Origin of the sequence: Burkholderia sp. 9779_493, assembly GCF_015712215.1 — a bacterium.
Classification (GTDB): Bacteria; Pseudomonadota; Gammaproteobacteria; order Burkholderiales; family Burkholderiaceae; genus Burkholderia; species Burkholderia cenocepacia.
Map to the genome: position 1 here is coordinate 40282 of NZ_JACCQA010000028.1, position 20197 is coordinate 60478.

Below are 20197 nucleotides of genomic sequence, written 5' to 3' on the forward strand. Positions count from 1 at the left end.
GCAGACGTCGGTCCCGCTCATCGTGTTCATGCGCGTCGACACGCACGACGAATGGCGAAAGCGCGGGCGACGCACCGCGCGAGAAGCCGTTCCCCGATCGCAATGTCGGGCGCGTCGACCGCCTGCCCGGCATCGAAAACGCACGCGCGCCCGGCAACGGCGATGCTGCGTCGTTCACCGGTCGGACAACGCATTCGACACGCACGAGCAATGCGCCGCTTGCCCACGCACAGTCGTTCTTTCCGCCCCAGCCACAGGAAAAGACGACTGTTGCAACATGCGGAACAACTGTTGTCGTACGTGACGCAACGGTCACATTGTGGGCATAATGACGTCTTTACCGCGCGCCCAGCCCATGTCGCCCGTCTTTCTAGCACCGCTCATCGTTGCCTGTGCGTTGTTCATGGAAAGCGTCGACGCGAACATCATCGTCACCGCGCTGCCCGCGATGGCGAGGGACTTCGGGCACAGCCCCGTCACACTGAACATCGCGATCACGGCTTACGTGGTCGGCCTCGGCGTGTTCATCCCGATCTGCGGCTGGCTCGCCGACCGCTTCAGCGCGCGCGCCGTGTTCCGCACCGCGATCGGCATCTTCGTCGTCGGCTCGCTGATGTGCGCGGCGTCCAACTCCCTCGGCGTGCTCACGTTCGCGCGCTTCATACAGGGCGTCGGCGGCGCGATGATGGTGCCGGTCGGCCGCATCATCATCTTCCGCGCGGTGCCGCGCTCCGATCTCGTGCGCGCGATGAACTACCTCGCGATTCCCGCGCTGTTCGGGCCCACGGTCGGGCCGCTCGTCGGCGGCTTCATCACGACCTATCTGCACTGGCGGATGATCTTCTTCATCAACGTGCCGATCGGCATCTACGGGATCTACCTGGCGAGCAAGCACATCGCGAACACGCACGAGCCCGATCCGGGGCCGCTCGACTGGTTCGGCTTCCTGCTGTCGGCCAGCGGCGCGGCGCTGCTGCTGATGGGCCTCACGCTGATCGACGGTTCGCTCACGTCGCGCTCGAACGCCATCCTCATGTGCGCGGCCGGCGCCGCGATGCTCGCGCTGTACGTGCCGTACGCGCGCCGCAAGGAGCGCCCCGTGCTCGACCTCAGTTTCCTGAAGATCCCGACGTACCACGCGAGCGTCGTCGGCGGGTCGCTGTTCCGCATCGGCCTCGGCGCGGTGCCGTTCCTGCTGCCGCTCGCGCTGCAGGAAGGGCTCGGCATGAGCGCGTTCCATTCCGGCCTGATCACGTGCGCGTCCGCGCTCGGCGGCGCGGTCAGCCGCTCGACGGCCACCCATACGCTGCGCCGCTTCGGCTTTCGTACCGTGCTGATCTACAACGCGGCATTCGCGGGCCTCGCGATCGCCGCGTATGGCGTGTTCCATCCCGGCATGGCCACCTGGGCGATCTGGATGATCGTGCTCGTCGGCGGCATCTTCCCCGCGCTGCAGTTCACGAGCCTGAATTCGATGATCTACGCGGACATCTCGCCGCGCGACGCAGGCCGCGCGACGAGCCTCGGCAGCGTCGTGCAGCAGATGTCGCTCGGCCTCGGCGTGACGGTGGCCGGCCTCGTGCTGCACGTGTCGCACTGGCTCCAGGGCCATCAGGCGATGGTGTGGTCGGATTTCTGGCCGGCATTCGTGGTGGTCGGGCTGTGCTCGTTCGCATCGATTCCGATCACGCGGCGGCTGCCGCCCGGCGCCGGCGACGAGGTCGCGCGCGGCAAGCGGGCATAGGCGGCCAACGGCCGACGCAGCGAAATCGTTTTCGCCGCAATCGATCGTCCGCGTATTGCATCGCTTTTATTTTTCAATTCCGAAATTTATTCAATCGCGCGAAACGCACGAGGCACTCGCCGAATCCGCATGTCGAAATAACCTCGGCCCGAAGATCGACTGCGCATCACCGCTTTCGATATCGGCAGACGCGCCGCCACGCCTGCTCGGTCGCTTGCGCTGGCGCGTTCCGATATCGGGCAGGCGAACGACTTGAAAATCCGAAATCCATTGATCAATAATGATCACTCGCATCGGCGCCAATATTGTCCCCGCGCCGAATTGCAGCAGTCGTCATAACCTCCCATCCGCTGTTTCACGTTTCGATCGCTATCTCGCCTCGAAGGGGTCTCCATGACTCAAGAGCTGATTCTGCGCGCGCCGGAAACATTCATCACCGACTCGCCCGCTGCACTGGATACGGCCCGACCGCCATTGCCGACGCATCTCGCCGTCATCCTCGACGGCAACCGGCGCTGGGCGGACCGCCTCGGCCTGCCGGCCGCCGACGGCTATCGGGCCGGCGGGCGCAACGTGCACGCGCTGCTGTCGTGGTGCGAGGAAACCGGAATCCCGTTCGTGACGCTGTGGCCGCTGTCCACCGAGAATCTCCAGCGCGACGCCGGGGAATTGCGCGACCTGCTCGCGGTGATCGGCGACGTCTTCGACGAGCTTGCCGCCTGCGGCCGCTGGCGCCTGCACGTGATTGGCGACCTGACGCAGTTGCCGCCCGCCACCGCCGAGCGCATCCGCACCGCGCAGCAACGCACGGCCCACGCGCGCGGGCTCGACGTGAACATCGCGGTCGCGTACAGCGGCCGCCTCGACCTGCTGCACGCGGTCCGCTCGCTGATCGCGGAGCATGTCGCCGCCGGCACCATCGAGCAGTTGCTCGCGCAACTCAGCCCGGAGCTGATCGCGAGCCGGCTCTACACGGCCGGCCAGCCGGAGCCGGACCTCGTGATCCGCACGTCGGGCGAGCAGCGCCTGTCGAATTTCATGCTGTGGCAAACCGCTTTCTCGGAGTTCTATTTCACGCCGACGTGCTGGCCCGATTTTGGACGCGACGATTTCGAACAGGCCATCGATGCGTACGGCAAGCGCGCGCGCCGGTTCGGCAAGTAGCGCCGGACCGTCCTTCACGACACCCGTTGTCACCCGCCATCCGCGAGGCACGCCATGTCCACCGTTGAAACCGTTACCGCCGAAGCCGCCGCGCCCGCGCTCGTGCTGCCGCACCTGTTCCACCCGTTCGACACGCCCGTGCATCCCGACGCCGACCGCGCCGAAGCCGACCTGCTCGCGTGGATGAACGGCCATGGCTTGCTCGACGATCCGCGCTGGGCCAACGGCATCCGTCACGGCAAGGTCGGCGAATACTGCTCACGCGTCTATGCGCACGCGACCTTCGAGGGCCTGTGCACGACGAGCCGCGCGTATGGCTGGATCTTCGCGATCGACGACGGCCTGTGCAGCCTGCACGGCGTCGCGCGCGCCCCGGGCGAGCTCGGCGCGCTCTACCTGTGGCTGTACGAAATGATCGCCGACCCGACCGGTCATGATCCGGCGCCGCTGCGCGCCGCGCTGGCGGGGCGCCTGCCGCACCTGGCCGCGTTCCTGCCCGCCCTGCAACGGGCGACGCAGGACATCTGCGCGCGTATCGCCGCTGCATCCACACGCGTGCAGTACGCCCGCTGGGTGGCGGGAATGATGACGTTCCTGTTCTCGACGCTATGGGAAACCGGCCGGTTCGCGACCGACGTCGTGCCCGGCGAGGCCGAGTACCTGTCCGGTCGCACCTATAACGGCTGCGGCGAAGGCGCGTTCGCGCTGATCGACATCGCCGCGGGCTACGAAGCGCCCGCCGCGTTCTACGCAGACGAAGAAATCGAGCGCCTGCGCAAGCTGTCCGGCCTGATCCTGTGCCTGTGCAACGACATCTTTTCGTATCCGAAGGAGGCCGGCGAATCGAGCAGCAATCTCGTCTGCGTCCTGATGCACGAACGCGGGCTCGCGCCGCAAGCCGCGCTCGACGCGGCGGCGGACATCCACAACGGCTATCTCGCGCGTTATCTCGATCTGGAAAAAAAGGTGCGTGCGCGCACCGACGATCGCGCGTCGCTGCGCCTGCTCGACGAGGCCCGCACATACATTCGCGGCAACTACGACTGGCACTTCGGTTCGCCGCGTTACGGTGCGGCGAAACACTACGACCTGTCCCGTGCGCTGCGGCCTGGACAGACGAGCGCTGCGACATGACCTGTCGCTCGGCGACGGATGAAAACCGGAAAAGCAAAAAAATCAGCGAACATCCACACGGGGCCGGTGCACAGCCGCGTGGATGTTCGCTCAGGGCTCCGGGTCTCCCGATGGGGGTTGAGAGTCCCGGATTCGCTTCCTGCGTGCCATGGACATATGTGCGTCGGAAGCGGAATCGTTGCGCGCACTTGTCGTCGCGCCATGAACTGCACTATAGGGAAACTTGCGAAACGCATCTGTCAACCATTGTCAGACGCGTTGCAGCCGCACGTCGCACGCGCGCGCCGCTTTCGCGCTAAAGTGGTTCCCGATCGCCACCCTCGACCGTCCTGCCGATGCTCACGCTCTCGCCCGCCGCCGCCCGCGCACTGCATCTCGCCGCACAGGGCCTGCTCACGCCGCCCCGCCGCAAGGCCACCAAGTCCGACGTGCTCGACACGATCCGCCGGATGGCGCAGTTGCAGATCGACACCATCCACGTCGTCGCGCGCAGCCCGTATCTCGTGCTGTTCAGCCGGCTCGGCGATTTCTCGCCGCAGTGGCTCGACGAACATCTCGCCGAAGCGCGCCTGTTCGAATACTGGTCGCACGAAGCGTGTTTCCTGCCGATCGAGCAGTTCGGGCTGATGCGCTACAAGATGCTCGATCCGTCGGGGATGGGCTGGAAATATGCGGCCGAATGGCATGCGCAGAATCGTCCCGAGATCGAACGGCTGCTCGCGCGGATTCGCGCGGAAGGCCCGGTGCGGTCGGCGGATTTCGCGCGCGAGGACGGCGTGAAGGGCAACGGCTGGTGGGACCGCAAGCCCGAGAAGCGTCACCTGGAAGTGCTGTTCACGACGGGCGACCTGATGGTGTCGGAGCGCCGCAATTTCCAGCGTGTGTACGACGTGCGCGAACGCGTGCTGCCCGGCTGGGACGATACGCGCGACCTGCCGCCGCGCGAAGCCGTGCTGCCCACGCTGCTCGACTACACGTGCCGCGCGCTCGGCGTCGTGCGCGCGGACTGGGTGGCCGACTACTATCGGCTGCCGCGCCGCTCGTACCGCGCGGAGCTGGAACGGCTGGCGGAGGCCGGCGACCTGATTCCGGTGCAGATCGACGACTGGAAGGAGCCGGCCTACGTGCATCGCTCGCTCGATGCGTGGCTGCCGGCCGCCGCGGCCGACACGTTGCGCTCGACGGTCACGACGCTGCTGTCGCCGTTCGATCCGGTCGTCTGGGACCGGCGGCGCGCGTCGACGCTGTTCGGTTTCGATTACACGATCGAGTGCTACACACCCGAGCACAAGCGGCGCTACGGCTATTTCTGCCTGCCCGTGCTGCATCGCGGCCGGCTGGTGGGCCGCGTCGATGCGAAAGCGCATCGCACGCTCGGCACGTTCGAACTGAAGGCCGTGCACGTCGAGCCGGGCGTGCGCTTCGGCACCGGGCTCGCGGCCGACGTCGCGAAGGCCGTGAAGAAACTCGCGGCGTGGCACGGCACGCCGGAGGTGACGGTCAGGCATGCACCGCCGGAACTGGTGAAGGCGCTGGCCGACACGTAACGCGCACAGGTTCGCGCGGCCGGCCCGCGCGGCGGCGTACGCGCCGCCGGCCGCGGATCAGTCGCGCAGCTTGCGAAAACGCGGCGTGCCGTCTTCGAGATTGCCGTTGAACATGGCTTCCGGCCGCACCCACAGCCCGCGCGCATGCGGCCACAGATGCTCGTAGACGACCACCGATTCCTCGGTTTCGGAATGGCGGGCAACGCCGATGTAGCGGTACAGGCCGCCCTTGTAGTGGCGGTGCGTCGCGAGCTGTTCGGCTTCCTGTTCGGTCATGGTGTGCTTCTCTTCGGCAAAAAGGGAAAGCGCGTATTGTATGCGCTGCGCCGCCCGTCAGCGTGTCGTGTAGATGTCGGGGCGGCGGATCTCCATCAGCCGCTCGGGGTTCGCCGGCGGACCGAAACCGACCGGCCGGTACAGCGCGTGCGCATCAGTCGTCGCGAGCATGATGCGGCGCAGCCGCCGCACCATCTCCTGCGCGAATATATGGTCGATCAGCGCGCGGCCGTAGCCGTTGCCGCGTTCGGCCGGCAGCACGAACACGTCGCACAGGTACGCGAACGTCGCCTGATCGGTGACGAGCCGCGCGAACCCGACGAACCGGTCGCCGACGTACGCGCCGAAGCACAGCGAACCGTCGATCGCGCGCTCGACCACGTCGCGCGGAATGCCCTGCGACCAGTACGCGTCGCGATGCAGGAAATCGAAGATCGCGTCGATGTCGAGTTCGCGCTTGTCGGTGGAAAATCTCAGCGTGGCGGGAGTGGCTGCGGGCACGTCTGTTCTCCGGTCGGGACGGAAGGCGGAGCATCGACGATACCGCGCTGGCGAGTGGCGGACAAGGGGCGCCACGATCCACCGCGGACGAACGGTCGTACTCTGCCGGCTTCGATTCGGTGACAATGTCATCGCCCGATAAACCTGCCACGCTGCATCATGACCTACCGCCTCATCGCCTTCGACTTCGACGGCACGCTCGCCGATTCGCTCGACAGTTTTCTCGCCGCGCTGTCGGAAGCGTCGCGCCTGCACGGCTTTCGCGATGCCACGCCCGAACTGCGCCCGGCGCTGCGCGGCATGTCGGCGCGCGACATCATCCGCGCGCTCGACGTGCCGATGTGGAAAGTGCCGCGCGTGACGATCGACATGCGCCGCCTGATGCAGCCGCGTGTCGCGCACGTGCGGCTGTTCCCCGGCGTCGACGAAACGTTCGACGCGCTCGCCGCGCGCGGCATCCGCATCGCGATCGCCACGTCGAATACCGAGGCGATCGTGCGCGACCGGCTCGGCCCGCGCGCCGGCGCGCGCGTCGACCATTTCGCATGCGGGATTCCGCTGTTCGGCAAGGCGCGTCGTCTGCGCGCGCTCGTTCGCGAGGCCGGCGTGCGCGCCGACGAAGTGCTGTACGTCGGCGACGAAATCCGCGATGCCGACGCGGCACGGCGTGCACGGATCGCGTTCCAGGGCGTCGCGTGGGGCTATACGGCGCCCGACGCGTTGCAGGCGCATTGCGCGACGCCGTTGCTGCCGCGCCTCGACGTGCTGCTCGAACGCGTGTAACGCGTTCGCCGCGCCACGCGCGCATGCAGCCACGGCAGCCGCCACGACAACATCACGTCGATGAAATGCGGATGACACGCACCTGCATCTCATGCATTGCATGCGCCACACGCGCGCAAAAATTGCCGCCACCGCACGCGCATCAGGTACGCGCTACCTGCCTGCGCGCATGCCCATCGATTCGTCTTACCAACCGTTACACAAGCCACAGCACGGTTGCACCTGCTACCCGAGCGCTCTCCTAGAATCAGTCGGGCCGGGAAACACTTCGAACGCCGCCGCGGCAGAGTGGCCATCGAATCCGGCCCGGGCGCGCCCGGTCTCTCGCACAGCGACGGATCACACGATCCGTTTTTCAACCAGAGCCCCGATCGAAAGGAGGTCCCATGAACCGCTTTCCCCCCATCTCGCGCCTTGCCTTGTCTGCCGCCGGCCTGCTTCTCGTCGCCGTGACGGCGACCGCGCAAACCGCGCAACCGGCCCCCGCCGCGTCCGCCGCGCCGGCTGCCACCGCGACGCGCATCCACGAAGCCGACCAGACCTTCATCACGGACGGCACGAAAACCGTGTCGACCCAGCACGACGCCGCGCGCATCGCCGATTCGCGCACGTCGGACAGCCAGGTCAAGGCCTTCGCGCAACGCGTGTCGACCGACGATGCGAAGATCATCCAGGCGATGCGCGCGGCGAGCCCGCGCGGCGTCGACGTGCCGGCCAACGACCCGGACACGACCGTGCTGAACAGCATCAAGAGCTTGCGCGGCGCCGACTTCGACAAGGCCTACATCGAACAGGTCGCGCTCGCCGGCCAGCAAAAGGCGATCTCGGCATTCCAGGCCGAAATCGCATCGGGCCGCGACACCAAGCTGAAGGAAGTCGCACGCCAGGCGCTGCCGATCCTGCAGGCGCACTATGCAGACGCGCAGAAGCTCGCGCAGCGTCATCACCTCGCATCGGCGCAGTAACACGATGCAGCGCCGCGCATCGTGCGCGGCGCACCGCCCCCTGTCGCGTCGCCGCCTCCCCTGCCGGCGGCGCGGCACACGTTACGTCGCCAGCTTCGCGTCGAGCCGCGCACGCACTTCCGGCCATTCGTCGTCGATGATGCTGAAGCGCACCGAATTGCGCTTGCGGCCGTCCGGCATGATCCGTTCGTGACGCACGATGCCCTCCTGTTTCGCACCGAGCCGCAGGATCGCCGCGCGCGATTTCTCGTTCAGCTCGTCCGTCGTGAACTGCACGCGTACGCATCGCATCGTGTCGAACGCATAGGTCAGCAGCAACCACTTCGCTTCGGTATTCGCCCGCGTACGCTGCGCCGATTCGCTCAACCACGTATGGCCGATCTCCAGCTTGCGATTCGTGCGATCGATCTTCCAGAAGCGTGTACTGCCGATGGCGCGACCCGATGCGCGATCGACGATCACGAACGGCATCACGGTGCCGGCCGCGCGGCCCCGCAATGCAGTATCGATGTAGGCGTCGACCGTCTGCGCGCCCGGCACGACCGTGACCTTCAGGTTCCACAACTCGCCGTCGGCTGCAGCGTCCAGCAGCGCTTGCCGGTCGGACACGTCGAGCGGACGCAGGACGACACGTTCGCCGACGAGGGTCGGTTGTTCGAGGGAAGACGATGCGTCGGTCATGACGGGATTCCGGAAAATGAGGACGATGGCGGCAAAACGCCCATCATACGGTGCCGCTAGCCGAGGTGCGCGGCGAGCCGGCGGCGGATCGCCTTCGCTTCGCCGCGCAATGCATCGGCGAACGCATCGACGAGCAGGCTCTTCGGCCGGTGCTCGGGCACGATCACGCTGACCCGGTACGGAAACGACCGCGTCAGCGGCCGCACGTGCAGATCGCGGCCGACGAAATCGAGCGCCGTGAGCGGGTTGACGATCGCGGCGCCGAGCCCTTGCCGCACGAACGCGCACACCGACACCGCCGACGGCGTATCGACCACCGAGCGCGGCGCGACACCGAGTTGCGCGAACGCCTCGTCGATCAGGATGCGGTACGGATCGTTCAGCGACAGGCTCACGAACGGGCGGTCGGCGAGATCGAGCAAATCGATCGCGTCCTGCGCGAGCAGCGGATGGCCGTCGGGCAACACGCACACTTCATCGACTTCGAGCAGCGGCGTGAGCACGGTGCCGGCCGGCGCGACATCGTGCTCGGTCAGCCCGAGGTCGTAACGCTGCGCGGTGAGCCACTCCTCGAGCACCGGCGACTCCTGCGTCGCGACCGACACGCTGACACCCGCATGCGCGTCGTGAAAGCGCCGGCACGCACCGGGCAGGATCGCGTGCGAGAACGCCGGCAGCGCGATCACCGACAGTTGCCCGTCGCGGAATTCGCGCAGGCGCGCGGCCGTCGCCGCGACGCGTTCGAGCCCCACATACGCGAGCCGCACGTCGTCGAACAGCGTGAGCGCGGCCATCGTCGGGCGCAGCCGGCCGTGCGCGCGTTCGAACAGCGCGAAGCCGACGACCTGCTCCATCCGCGCCAGCTCGCGGCTGATCGTCGGCTGCGACGTGTACAGCATCTCGGCCGCGCGCGTCGTGCTGCCGGTGACCATCAGCGCACGGAAAACCTCGATATGACGGTGCGTCAGCATGATCGTATATATCAGGAATGAATCGAATGAAGATAAATCGGCATTTTACTGTATAGCCGATCAGGCGCATCATCCCGCTATCCGTTCATTCCATCCGGTTCATCCGCCATGTCTCTCGATTCCCGCCAGCTCGCGACGCTCGCGCAGCAATACGGCACCCCGCTGTGGGTGTACGACGCCGACGTCATCCGCGACCGCATCGCCCAACTGCGCCAGTTCGACGTGATCCGTTACGCGCAGAAGGCGAATTCGAACGTCCATATCCTCAAGCTGATGCGCGAAGAAGGCGCGTGCGTCGACGCCGTGTCGCTCGGCGAGATCGAGCGCAGCCTCGCGGCGGGGTTCAGCCCGGCAGGCGAACCGGAAGGCGTCGTGTTCACGGCCGACCTGATCGACCGCCCGACGCTCGCGGCGGTGCTCAAGCATGGCGTGACCGTGAACGCCGGCTCGCTCGATATGCTCGCGCGCATCGGCGAGCACGCGCCCGGCCACCGAGTGTGGCTGCGCGTGAATCCCGGGTTCGGCCACGGCCACAGCAACAAGACCAACACCGGCGGCCCGCAGAGCAAGCACGGCATCTGGATCGACGACGTACCGCGCGCGATCGAGATCGTGCGCCAGTACGGGCTGAAGCTGGTCGGCATCCACATGCACATCGGTTCGGGCGTCGACTACGGCCACCTGTCGCAGGTGTGCGATGCGATGGTCGATCTCGTCACGTCGCTCGGCCACGACATCGATGCGATCTCGGCCGGCGGCGGCCTGTCGATCCCGTATCGCGACGGCGAACCGCGCGTCGACGTCGGTCACTACTTCAGCCAGTGGGACGCCGCGCGCAAGCGGATCGAACGGCATCTCGGCCACCCGGTGCGCATCGAGATCGAACCGGGCCGCTTTCTCGTCGCCGAAGCCGGCACGCTCGTCACCGAGGTGCAAGCCGTCAACCGTCGGCCGAAGCACGATTTCGTGCTGATCGACGCGGGCTTCAACGACCTGATGCGCCCGTCGATGTACGGCAGCTATCACGCGGTGTCGGTACACGCGCACGATGGCGCGCTGCCCGCCGGCCGGCCGCTCGTCGATCTCGCGATCGCGGGGCCGCTGTGCGAATCGGGCGACGTGTTCACGCAGGATGCAGGCGGCGTGGTCACGCACCGCAAGCTCGCGCAGCCGCAGATCGGCGACCTGCTGTTCCTGCACGACGCGGGCGCGTACGGCGCGTCGATGTCGTCGAACTACAACAGCCGGCCGCTCGCGCCGGAAGTGCTCGTCGATCGCGGCACGCCGCGACTGATCCGCCGCCGGCAGACGATCGGCGAATTGCTCGCGCTGGAAACGTTCGAGTAACCCGCGCCCGGCGTGACGAACGCCCAACGGCCAGGCTTGCCGCTACCGGCAGCCTGGCCGTTTTGCCTTGGGCCGCGTCATCGGGTGCAGGATCGGGCGCACGTCGCGATCATGCGCATCGGTGGCAACCGGCTTACGGCCAGCCTCGCACCGGAGGGCGTCGGCCTGATGCGCGCCCCACCGCTGCCCCTGCGTCACCCCGCACGCTGCACGGGCGCCATCTTCGAGAAGTACTTCGCGCCCGCCACGCAGCCGACCACGACGACCGTCACGACCACCATCGACGGCGGCACCGTCTCGTGCAGCAGCCCGGCCGCGAGCAGGAGGCCGAAGAACGGCTGCAGCAGCTGCAACTGGCCGACGCCCGCGATCCCGCCGAGCGCCAGCCCGCGATACCAGAACACGAAGCCGATCAACATGCTGAACAGCGACACGTACGCGAGCCCCCACAGCGCGGCGGCGTCTACTCCGTCGAACGACGCGGGCCAGGTCAGCCACGTGAGCGGCAGCATCAGCGGCAGCGACAACACGAGCGCCCACGAGATCACCTGCCAGCCGCCGAGCTGGCGCGACAGGCGCGCGCCTTCCGCATAACCGAGCCCGCACGCGACGATCGCGGCCAGCATCAGCGCATCGCCGAACGCCGACGCCTGCCCGCCGTTGCGCAGCGCGAACGCGGCCACCGCGCCGCTGCCGACGATCGAGAAGATCCAGAACGGCAGCCGCGGCCGTTCGCCGCCGCGCCACACGCCGAACAGCGCGGTCGCGAGCGGCAGCAGCCCGACGAACACGATCGCGTGCGCCGACGTCACGTGCTTCAACGCAAGCGCCGTCAGCAACGGGAACCCGACCACGACACCGAGCGCGACGATGGCCAGCGACACGGCCTCGGCGCGCGACGGCCGCCGCTGCTTCAGCACGACGAGCAGCAGCAGGCCCAGCGCACCGGCGATGGTCGCGCGGGCGAACGTCAGGAACAGCGGGTCGAGCCCTTGTACCGCGACACGCGTCGCGGGCAGCGAGCCACTGAAAATGATGACACCCAGCAGGCCGCTGAGCCATCCGTCGGTCGTCTTTTGCACGGTCGATCCTGAATGGGGAAATGGATGATGGATGACCGATGATCCGCCGCCGGCGAAAACGGCGTAAGCTACAACCCAATACAATTCAGACAAACTGTACTGGACAACCGGCCGTACAGTTCATCGTTCGCCATGAACCATTCCGCCCCGATTCCCGCTCCGCCCGCGCCGTCGCGCACGCGCGTGGAAACCGTCATGGATACGTTGCGCGCGCGGATCTCGAGCCGCGCGCTGATGCCCGGCGCGCGCGTGCCGTCGATCCGGATGATGGCCGATGCGCTCGGCGTATCGAAATCGACGGTCGTCGATGCGTACGAACGGCTCGCGAGCGAAGGCGTGCTCGTCGCCCGACGCGGTTCGGGCTTCTATGTATCGGGGCACGCACCGCCGCTCGCGCTCGCGGAACTCGGCCCGCGCCTCGATCGCGAGCTCGATCCGCTGTGGCTGTCGCGTCAGTCGCTCGAAGCGGCGCCGACGTCGGTGAAGCCCGGCTGCGGATGGTTGCCGTCGTCGTGGCTGCCCGACGAAAGCCTGCGGCGCGCGTTGCGCGCCGTGTCGCGCGACGAAGCCGATGCGCTGACCGACTATGCGACCCCGCTCGGCCTGCCCGCGCTGCGCCAGCAGCTTGCGTGGCGGCTCGCGCAGCACGGCGTCCACGCGGAACCCGCGCAGATCATGCTGACCGACGGCGGCACGCACGCGCTCGACCTCGTGTGCCGCCTGCTGCTGGAGCCCGGCGATACGGTCGTGCTCGACGATCCGTGCTACTTCAACTTCCAGGCGCTGCTGCGCGCGCATCGCGCACGGATCGTCAGCGTCCCGTTCACGCCGAACGGCCCCGATCTCGTGCGCTTCGAGCAGGTACTCGCCGAGCACCGGCCGCGCCTGTACATCACCAACGCCGCGCTGCACAACCCGACCGGCGCGACGCTCGCGCCGCCCGTCGCGCACCGGCTGCTGACGCTCGCGGCCGAGCACGGGCTGCTGATCGTCGAGGACGACATCTTCGCGGATTTCGAGAGCACGCCCGCACCGCGCCTCGCGGCGTTCGACGGGCTGTCGCGCGTCGTGTCGATCGGCAGCTTCTCGAAGACGCTGTCGGCCGCGATCCGCTGCGGCTATGTCGCCGCGCGTCCGGAATGGATCGACGCGCTCGTCGACCTGAAGCTCGCGACGTCGTTCGGCAATGCACAGATCGGCGCGAACGTCGTGCACCGGCTGCTGATCGACGGCACGTACCGCCGCCATCTCGACAGCCTGCGCGCGCGTCTCGCGGACGCGATGGGCGAAACGATCCGGCGCCTCGCGCGGGCCGGGCTCGGGATCTGGACGGAGCCGCGCGGCGGGTTGTTCGTGTGGGCGCAATTGCCGGACGGACTCGACGCCGCGCGCGTCGCGCGTCATGCGCTGGACCATGACGTGGTGCTCGCGCCCGGCGACGTGTTCAGCGCGTCGCGCAGCGCGACGTCGTACATGCGCTTCAACGTGTCGCGTTGCAAGGGTCCGGCGGTGTTCGATGCGCTGGCGCGGGCGATGGAGGCGGTGCGGGTGGTGGAGCGCGGCGGCGCGCTGGCGAATGCCGGCAGCCGTGTACTGGCCGGCAAGTGACGCAAACCTGCCGCGCAGCGGCGGGATGGCCCGCCGCCTGCGTCACACCTCCCCCGCATGCGCCCTCGCCCGGACCTCGGCGAACGACGTATCGACGAGCAAACGCCCGGTGTCGAACACCGTCTCGAGCGCCTCTTCCCATTCGCCTTCCAGCACGCGATCATCCCACGCGACCGGCAACGTCACCGTCCGATACTCGCCGGTGCGCCAATTGCGCAGCAACGTCAACCGCCCCTGCTTCGAGCGCTTGCCCCGATCGGTGACCGGATCCTTGCGAACGTCGTGCCATACGCCATCACGCCGGATGGCCGAACACTTCATCGCGAAGCGCTGCGTATCGCGGTTCACGCGCTGCAACAACGCACCGCCCATGCCGAACACCACGTTGCCGGCCGCATAGCCGGCATCGTCGAGCGCGGCGAGGATCGCCTCGATCGACTGCTCGTCGACACCGTCGCCCTGGATCACGCGCACGCGGTTCAGCACGCGCCGCCCCTTGCCGTTCACGGTCGAACCGAACGACGCGTCGAGCGCGCGCACGGTCTGCAACACGATCGTCACCGGGTCGCCGGAATCGGGACGCACGACGAGCGTCGCGCCCGAATCGAGCACCGCCTGCCGCAGTTCGCCACCCCACAGATCGAGCGCGGCGAACAGATCATAGGAGTCCGACACGACCGATACGATCGCACCCGGCAAACCGAAGCGCCTGATCATGTTGCGGTACGCATCGGCCTCGCCCTCGCGCCCCCACGACGTGATCGTGCTGTGCTCGGCCGCCGGCACCGAATAGGCGGCCATCGGCTCGCGATAGAAGCGGTTCGCGGCCAGCACGCCGAGCACCGTGTCCGAGCCCATGAAGTTCACGAGGTGCGCGGCGCCGCCGATCGCGGCCGATTCCGCGCTCGACACGCCGCGCGCGCCGAAGTCGTGCAGCTTGAACGGCAGTTGCGCGAGATCGTCGTCGGTCCGTTCGAGGAAGCGGCGAATCGTCTGCCGCAGGTGCCAGCTGCGGGTCGCCACCGTCACCGGATACCAGATGCGCAACAGCATCGTCTCGAGATACGACGCGAGCCAGAACACCTGCGGATCGTCGCATTCGACCGTCATCAGCACGTTGTTCACCGGCACGATCGAGCCTTCCGGCACCGCGCGGATCCTCACCGGCAGGTAACCGTCGTAGTGCTCGACGACATAGCGCCATCCTGCTTCGTTGAACGGCTCGCCGTGCACCGTGAAGAAATCGCGCGCGTCGTCGATCATCGCGTGCGTGACCGGCTTGCACAGGTACTGCTTCAACAGCATCTGCAGGCCGAAGAACAGCGTGCGGTCGTAACGGCCGCCGCGCGATTCGACGTACGAGAACATCGCCGATGCGTCCGGCGGATACTGCAGGAAGTGGGAAGCCTTGTACGAATCCGTGTTGAGAATCGGATTGGCGAGAACCGCGGCAAAGCCGCCGGGATCGTTTTGCATGGCTAGAGCTCCTCTAGGCCGTTGAAGTGCCGCCGCGTCTGTCGCGGCGGACCGATGCAGGGAATCAGCGCGTCACAGCTTCCCCAGGAAGTGATACGCGATGTCGAAGTGATCCTCGAACATCACGTTGCGCATCTGCGCGAATTCGTTGAGCGGGACCCAGCGCGCCTTGTCGGCGTCGTCGCTGCCCTTCACGCGCGGCAACTCGCCGGTCGGGAAGTTGAACAGGCACGCATGCGTGATCGTGCGGCCACGCAGCGAACGCGTCGGGTGATCGAACACCTGGCGATCCTTGATCGAGCCGCGCAGCACGGGTTCCGGCAGCTTGAGGCCGGTTTCCTCGCGCAGCTCGCGGATGCACGCCGCATCGAGCCGCTCGTCCTGGTTCACGAAGCCGCCCGGCAGCGCCCACAGGCCGCGGCCCGGTTCGCTGCGGCGGCGCACGAGCAGGATATGCCCCGAGTGCACGACCACCGCGTCGACCGTCACGAACGTGACGGGATACGGCGCGGCCGCCCACGCCTTGCGATACGCGGCGATGAATTCGGCTTCCGACTTCAGTTGCGCGAATTCCGGCTGCGTGCGAAAACGCTCGAGCCAGCCGAACACGGGTTCCGGCACGGCCCACTGCACGAAGCTGTTGGTGCGTTCGGCGAAATACTGGTCGCGGATCTCGGTGGCGGAAATGTCTTCCGTCGCATCGACGTCGACGAGCTCCCATTGCGGGAACATCCGCAGGTAATACGAGGTGGCGTCCTTCTCGTGGCCGATCAGCCCGACCTTGCGTTGCGCGACGTCGCCGAGCGCGACGGCCACCGCATCCTGCACCCAGCGCACCCAGTCGCCGTCGTTGTAGGTCGAATCCTGCAGCGGGGCAATCGTCACGCGATCGCGCTCGGACGCATCGAGCAGCGAAGCCAGCATCTGGCGACGCTCGTCGAACGAGAACGGATCCTTGATGGTGCGGGGCTTGTCGGTCGATCCGATCAGCACGCACACGCGCTCGGCCCGGCTCAGTGCCGACTTCAGCACGTTCAGGTGACCACGATGCGGAGGCTGTAAACGACCAATGAAAACGAGCGCGTCGAAGCGCCGGTTCTGTTGCGTACTCATGAGGCTCCCTCAAGAGATTGAAACGCTCCGGGTCTGTCCCGAAGGGTTGAGATGAATCCTAGGGGAATTCCCGAGGGAGGTCAATCGAGCCGATTCGAGCCCGCGCTCGACTTGACGAAGTCTGACGAAACACGCGTTATTGGCGAGTTACACTCGATTTCATCCCAATCCGCGCCACGGCGCCCGCCCTCATGAGGATCTCCGTCAGCCGGACCGTCGGCGTCGATCGCAGACGCCTGTTCACGTGGTCGCAGGACTACGGGCGGCGGCTCGTCTGGGACAACTTCCTCATCGATGCCTATCTGCTCGACGGCACGACCGCCGACGTCGGCGTCGACGCGTTCTGCCGCAGCCAGTCGGGCGCGACGATGGTGTCGCGCTACATCTCGTACCGTCCGCCGCAGGTCGCCGCCGTCGAAATGGTCGAAGGGCCGAAGGTGCTCGAACGCTTCAGCGGCAGCTGGAACTTCACCGAGCGCACGGCCGGATCGACCGAGGTGAAGTTCACGTACCACTTCCGCGCCCAGCCGTCCTGGCTGCGCTGGCTGCTCGAACCGCTGATCGGCGCGTTCTATCTCGTGCAGACGCGCCGGCGTCTCGATTCGTTCAAGCGCTGGGCCGAAGCCGAAGCACTGCCGCGCTGACCGGCGTAAGCCGGCTGCGCCATCGGCTATTTGCCAGATTCGCCGAAGCCGGGGAAACGACAGGCGGCCGCCATCCCGCCGCGCGCCACCTGCTGCCGGACCTGCGCGTGCGTGCCGAGCGCCGCGGCGATCGCATCGACCGCGTCGGCGGCACGCGCCGCGCCGCACATGAACGCATCGACGGCCGCGAAGCGATGCTCGGGCCACGTGTGGATCGTGATGTGCGACTCCGCCAGCAGCACGACGCCCGTCACGCCATGCTCGCCGCCGAAATGATGGAAATGCGCGCCGATCACGCGCGCGCCGGCCCGTTGCGCCGCATCGGTGAGGATTGCTTCGAGCCGCGCGGCGTCGCGCAGCAGCGCCGCATCGATGCCGGCCAGGTCGGCCAGCACGTGCGAGCCGAGCGTCGCGTCCGGCGACACGCTCCCGTCGCGTGCGGTCATTTGTGCGACCCGTACGACGAGTAGCCGCTGCGCGCCGACGAACTGCCCCACCCGCCGCCGCCCGAACCGCTGCCGCCGATCGAAGAACAACTGAACAGCGTGACGACGATCAGGCCGTAGATGCCGTAGAGAATGTACCGGATCACGCGTTGCCCCCGTCCGGCGCAAACCGCTTCCACAGCCATTCCGGCAGCCACAGCACCAGCAGGCCGACCAGCACGTAGACGGAGCGGCCGGTGAACGAGAACAGCGAGCCCATGTTGAAGATCACGAGCAACGCGCTGAACATGAACGGCAGCGGCGCGAAACTGTGCGGCCCCTTTCGGCCGAACAGGCCCATCGATTCGGTGGCGCCGGCGGCCGCCGGCGTGGCCGCCGCGAGCGCGGGCGTGCCGAAGCGCTCGGCGAGCGCGCCGCCCGACAGCGGGCGCGCGCGCGACCAGACGATCTCCGCGTCACTGCGCTCGCGCGTGAGCTTGTCCTTCTGCCAGCCGTAGTCGATGATCGACGTGCGATCGCCCGCCTGCACGCGCCAGTTGAATGCACCGACCACGTAGACGACCTCCGATTCGTATTCCTCGCGCAGCCGGTAGGTCTTGCCGTCGTCGGTCACGTTGCCGGATTCGCCGCCGATCGTCGGCCAATGGTCGAGCACCTGCACACGTTCCCAGCGCCCCTCGCTCTGCACGAGCCACAGGAAGCCGCGTTTCGGGTTCAGCAACAGGTACTCGTCCCACGTCTCGTCGTCGCCCGGCACGCGGCAGCGCATCATGCCGATCACCGTGTACTTCACGCCGTCGAACGTGCCGATCGCGCCGAGTTCGAGCGCGCCCTTCACCGATTCGAGCTTGCGCCGCGCCGCGAACACGGTCTGCTGCTCCGCCGTGCACTGCACGCCCGCGTGACAACTGCCGCACACGACGTAGTCGGCCACGTTCGGTGCATATGACAGCGGCGCGCCACAGCTCGGGCACGCGAACGGCACCAGCTCCGCGCCGCGCTTGTCGCGCGTATCGTTTTCGGTGTCGCGCAGCCCGGTGAACGCGAGCGCGTCGAATTCCAGCGCCTCGCCCGCATAGACGGCCGGGATGCCGCCGTTCGGTTCGGCGTCGGAATAGTCGTAGGTCGCGAATGCATTGCCCGTGCGCAGGTCGGCGACGCGCGCCTCCCAGCCGGCATCGACGCGAAACGGCAGCTCGCCGTCGCCGCCCGTGCAGCGCGCGGTGCGCACGTCGGACACCAGATACGCGCGCCCGCCGTGGTCGATCCGCATGCCCGGTTCGAGCGTGTCGAATGCTGGCCATGCGCGGCCCGACGCATCGTCGGGTTCGCGCACCGTGATCGCGTACTGGCCCGACGCATCCGACAGCCAGCCGAACGCGCCGTCGTCGAACACGACGTACCACTCGCTCCATGCACCGGCGTCGTAGGTCATCTGGATACGCCCGAGCACCGTGAATGCGCGCTTGTCGTAGCGGCCGGCCGTGCCGATCTGGATCGGCGACGCATCGTCGAGCACCGTGGCCAGTTCGCCGATGCGCTCGACGTCGGCGCCGCGCTTGAGCAGCGTGCTGCGACAGAACGCGCAGACGGCCATTACCGCCGCGGCCGAGCGAAACTCGACCGGCGCGCCGCACTGGGGGCACGAGGTACGGAACATGCGCGACGCTTACCGGGTGAGCTTCGCGAGAATCTCGGCCTTCGCACGCGAATATTCGTCTTCGGTCACGAGGCCCTTGTCGAACAGCGCCTTCAATTGCTCGAGCCGCTGCACGTAATCGGTGCTCTCGGTCGGCGCGGCGGCCACCGGCGCGGCAACGGGCGCGGGCGGTGCGGCCTGTGCCGGTTGCGCGGCGCCCGCGATCTGGCCGGCCATCGCCTGCCCGATCGCCGCGCCCGCGGCGAGCCCCGCGCCGACCCCGGCGATGCCGCCCGGGTTTTGCGCGGCGAGCGGAATCGCCTGCGCGGTCTGGTATTGCGTGGCGCGCGCGAGATCGCCGGCCATCCCGGCACCGATCCGCAGGTCGAGCGCCTTCTGCAGTTCGGCCGGCAGCGACACGCTCTCGACCGCGAACGCGTCGAGCGCCAGCCCGTAGCGCGTGAACACCGGCACCAATGCCTCGGCGACACGCTGCGACAGCAGCGACTGGTTCGCGGCCATGTCGACGAACGGCACGTCGGCCGAGCCGAACGTGGTGCTCATCGCGGTGACGACCAGGTTGCGCAGTTGCTGCTCGAGATCGTCGACCGTGTATGCCGCGCGCGTGCCGCTGACCTCGCGATGGAACGCCGCCGCATCGACGATCCGATACGAGTAGATGCCGAACGCGCGCAGCTGCACGAAACCGAATTCGCGGTCGCGGATCGTCACCGGCTGCGCGGTGCCCCAGCGCCGGCCCAGCTGCAGCCGCGTGCTGAAAAAGTAGACGTCCGACTTGAAAGGCGATTGAAAGAATTTGTCCCAGTTCTTCAGGTTCGTGAGCACCGGCAGCGTGCGCGTTTCCAGCGTGTAGAGGCCCGGCTGGAACACGTCGGCGACCTTGCCTTCGTTGACGAAGATCGCGACCTGCGTTTCGCGCACGGTCAGCTTGCCGCCGTACTGGATTTCCTGGTCTTCCATCGGATAGCGCCAGGCCAGCACGCCGTCGGTGTCTTCCGTCCATTGCAGGACGTCGATGAACTGCTTGCGGATGAATGAACCCAGACTCATGTCGG

At 67.5% G+C, this 20197-nt stretch carries 20 protein-coding genes; 9 read left to right on the forward strand and 11 right to left on the reverse strand.

Features of this window, described 5'->3' with window-relative positions; translation table 11 throughout:
* Nucleotides 1-355: 355 nt before the first annotated feature.
* The 4 genes from H0X95_RS25480 (at nt 356) to H0X95_RS25495 (ending at nt 5589) form a co-directional block, all read left to right on the forward strand.
* The gene (locus tag H0X95_RS25480; RefSeq protein WP_006491205.1) at nt 356-1744 is read left to right on the forward strand and encodes an MFS transporter; all 1389 of its coding nucleotides are present in this window, start codon (nt 356-358) and stop codon (nt 1742-1744) included.
* Nucleotides 1745-2137: 393 nt separating this feature from the next.
* On the forward strand, nt 2138-2908 hold the full coding sequence (gene uppS / locus H0X95_RS25485) for a polyprenyl diphosphate synthase (RefSeq protein ID WP_196446261.1): 771 nt from the start codon (nt 2138-2140) through the stop codon (nt 2906-2908).
* 54 nt (nt 2909-2962) lie between these two features.
* Entirely contained in the window at nt 2963-4042 is a 1080-nt protein-coding gene (locus H0X95_RS25490) for a terpene synthase family protein (RefSeq protein WP_196446262.1), read from the forward strand.
* 335 nt (nt 4043-4377) lie between these two features.
* A complete protein-coding gene (locus H0X95_RS25495; RefSeq protein ID WP_006498979.1) occupies nt 4378-5589 on the forward strand; it encodes a winged helix-turn-helix domain-containing protein in 1212 nt (403 codons plus the stop codon).
* A 57-nt stretch (nt 5590-5646) separates the two neighbouring features.
* On the opposite strand, the gene H0X95_RS36035 is transcribed toward H0X95_RS25495, so the two are convergent.
* Nucleotides 5647-5865 (reverse strand): DUF1653 domain-containing protein, encoded by a 219-nt coding sequence (locus H0X95_RS36035; RefSeq protein WP_006480837.1) that lies wholly within the window; start codon nt 5863-5865, stop codon nt 5647-5649.
* 57 nt (nt 5866-5922) lie between these two features.
* Complete coding sequence (locus H0X95_RS36040) at nt 5923-6366, reverse strand: GNAT family N-acetyltransferase (RefSeq protein WP_006491201.1); 444 nt, start codon at nt 6364-6366, stop codon at nt 5923-5925.
* A gap of 159 nt (nt 6367-6525) precedes the next feature.
* Between H0X95_RS36040 and H0X95_RS25505 the strand changes: the two genes are divergently transcribed.
* Complete coding sequence (locus H0X95_RS25505) at nt 6526-7149, forward strand: HAD hydrolase-like protein (RefSeq protein ID WP_060266289.1); 624 nt, start codon at nt 6526-6528, stop codon at nt 7147-7149.
* Nucleotides 7150-7535: 386 nt separating this feature from the next.
* Nucleotides 7536-8114: a DUF4142 domain-containing protein gene (locus H0X95_RS25510; protein WP_006491198.1), complete on the forward strand. Its 579-nt coding sequence runs from the start codon at nt 7536-7538 to the stop codon at nt 8112-8114.
* 81 nt (nt 8115-8195) lie between these two features.
* Here H0X95_RS25510 and H0X95_RS25515 read toward each other — a convergent pair whose 3' ends face one another.
* Both H0X95_RS25515 and H0X95_RS25520 read right to left on the reverse strand, forming a co-directional pair.
* Complete coding sequence (locus tag H0X95_RS25515) at nt 8196-8795, reverse strand: GNAT family N-acetyltransferase (RefSeq protein WP_034202103.1); 600 nt, start codon at nt 8793-8795, stop codon at nt 8196-8198.
* Nucleotides 8796-8851: 56 nt separating this feature from the next.
* Nucleotides 8852-9766, reverse strand: coding sequence for a LysR family transcriptional regulator (locus H0X95_RS25520; protein WP_012493476.1), 915 nt, complete (start codon nt 9764-9766; stop codon nt 8852-8854).
* 108 nt (nt 9767-9874) lie between these two features.
* Between H0X95_RS25520 and lysA the strand changes: the two genes are divergently transcribed.
* Entirely contained in the window at nt 9875-11113 is a 1239-nt protein-coding gene (gene lysA, locus H0X95_RS25525; RefSeq protein ID WP_006491202.1) for a diaminopimelate decarboxylase, read from the forward strand.
* A gap of 194 nt (nt 11114-11307) precedes the next feature.
* On the opposite strand, the gene H0X95_RS25530 is transcribed toward lysA, so the two are convergent.
* Entirely contained in the window at nt 11308-12195 is an 888-nt protein-coding gene (locus H0X95_RS25530; protein ID WP_196446263.1) for a DMT family transporter, read from the reverse strand.
* Nucleotides 12196-12327: 132 nt separating this feature from the next.
* Between H0X95_RS25530 and H0X95_RS25535 the strand changes: the two genes are divergently transcribed.
* Nucleotides 12328-13803: an aminotransferase-like domain-containing protein gene (locus H0X95_RS25535; protein ID WP_196446264.1), complete on the forward strand. Its 1476-nt coding sequence runs from the start codon at nt 12328-12330 to the stop codon at nt 13801-13803.
* A gap of 42 nt (nt 13804-13845) precedes the next feature.
* Here H0X95_RS25535 and H0X95_RS25540 read toward each other — a convergent pair whose 3' ends face one another.
* On the reverse strand, nt 13846-15279 hold the full coding sequence (locus H0X95_RS25540) for a nicotinate phosphoribosyltransferase (protein ID WP_006491207.1): 1434 nt from the start codon (nt 15277-15279) through the stop codon (nt 13846-13848).
* A gap of 72 nt (nt 15280-15351) precedes the next feature.
* Entirely contained in the window at nt 15352-16392 is a 1041-nt protein-coding gene (locus H0X95_RS25545) for a bifunctional nicotinamide-nucleotide adenylyltransferase/Nudix hydroxylase (RefSeq protein WP_059721987.1), read from the reverse strand.
* Nucleotides 16393-16583: 191 nt separating this feature from the next.
* On the opposite strand from H0X95_RS25545, the gene H0X95_RS25550 reads away from it, so the two are divergent.
* A complete protein-coding gene (locus tag H0X95_RS25550; protein WP_006491214.1) occupies nt 16584-17036 on the forward strand; it encodes an SRPBCC family protein in 453 nt (150 codons plus the stop codon).
* A gap of 26 nt (nt 17037-17062) precedes the next feature.
* Here the strand turns inward: H0X95_RS25550 and speD are convergent, their stop codons facing one another.
* The 4 genes from speD to H0X95_RS25570 are packed head-to-tail and all read right to left on the reverse strand — an operon-like array spanning nt 17063 to nt 20192.
* Nucleotides 17063-17482, reverse strand: a complete 420-nt coding sequence (speD, locus tag H0X95_RS25555) for an adenosylmethionine decarboxylase (RefSeq protein WP_006491200.1) — start codon at nt 17480-17482, stop codon at nt 17063-17065.
* Nucleotides 17479-17628: a hypothetical protein gene (locus tag H0X95_RS25560; RefSeq protein ID WP_006491192.1), complete on the reverse strand. Its 150-nt coding sequence runs from the start codon at nt 17626-17628 to the stop codon at nt 17479-17481. The genes speD and H0X95_RS25560 overlap by 4 nt, the downstream gene beginning before the upstream one ends.
* A complete protein-coding gene (locus H0X95_RS25565; RefSeq protein WP_196446265.1) occupies nt 17625-19142 on the reverse strand; it encodes a DUF4178 domain-containing protein in 1518 nt (505 codons plus the stop codon). The genes H0X95_RS25560 and H0X95_RS25565 overlap by 4 nt, the downstream gene beginning before the upstream one ends.
* A 9-nt stretch (nt 19143-19151) precedes the next feature.
* Complete coding sequence (locus tag H0X95_RS25570; protein WP_069353523.1) at nt 19152-20192, reverse strand: SPFH domain-containing protein; 1041 nt, start codon at nt 20190-20192, stop codon at nt 19152-19154.
* Nucleotides 20193-20197 lie beyond the last annotated feature (5 nt).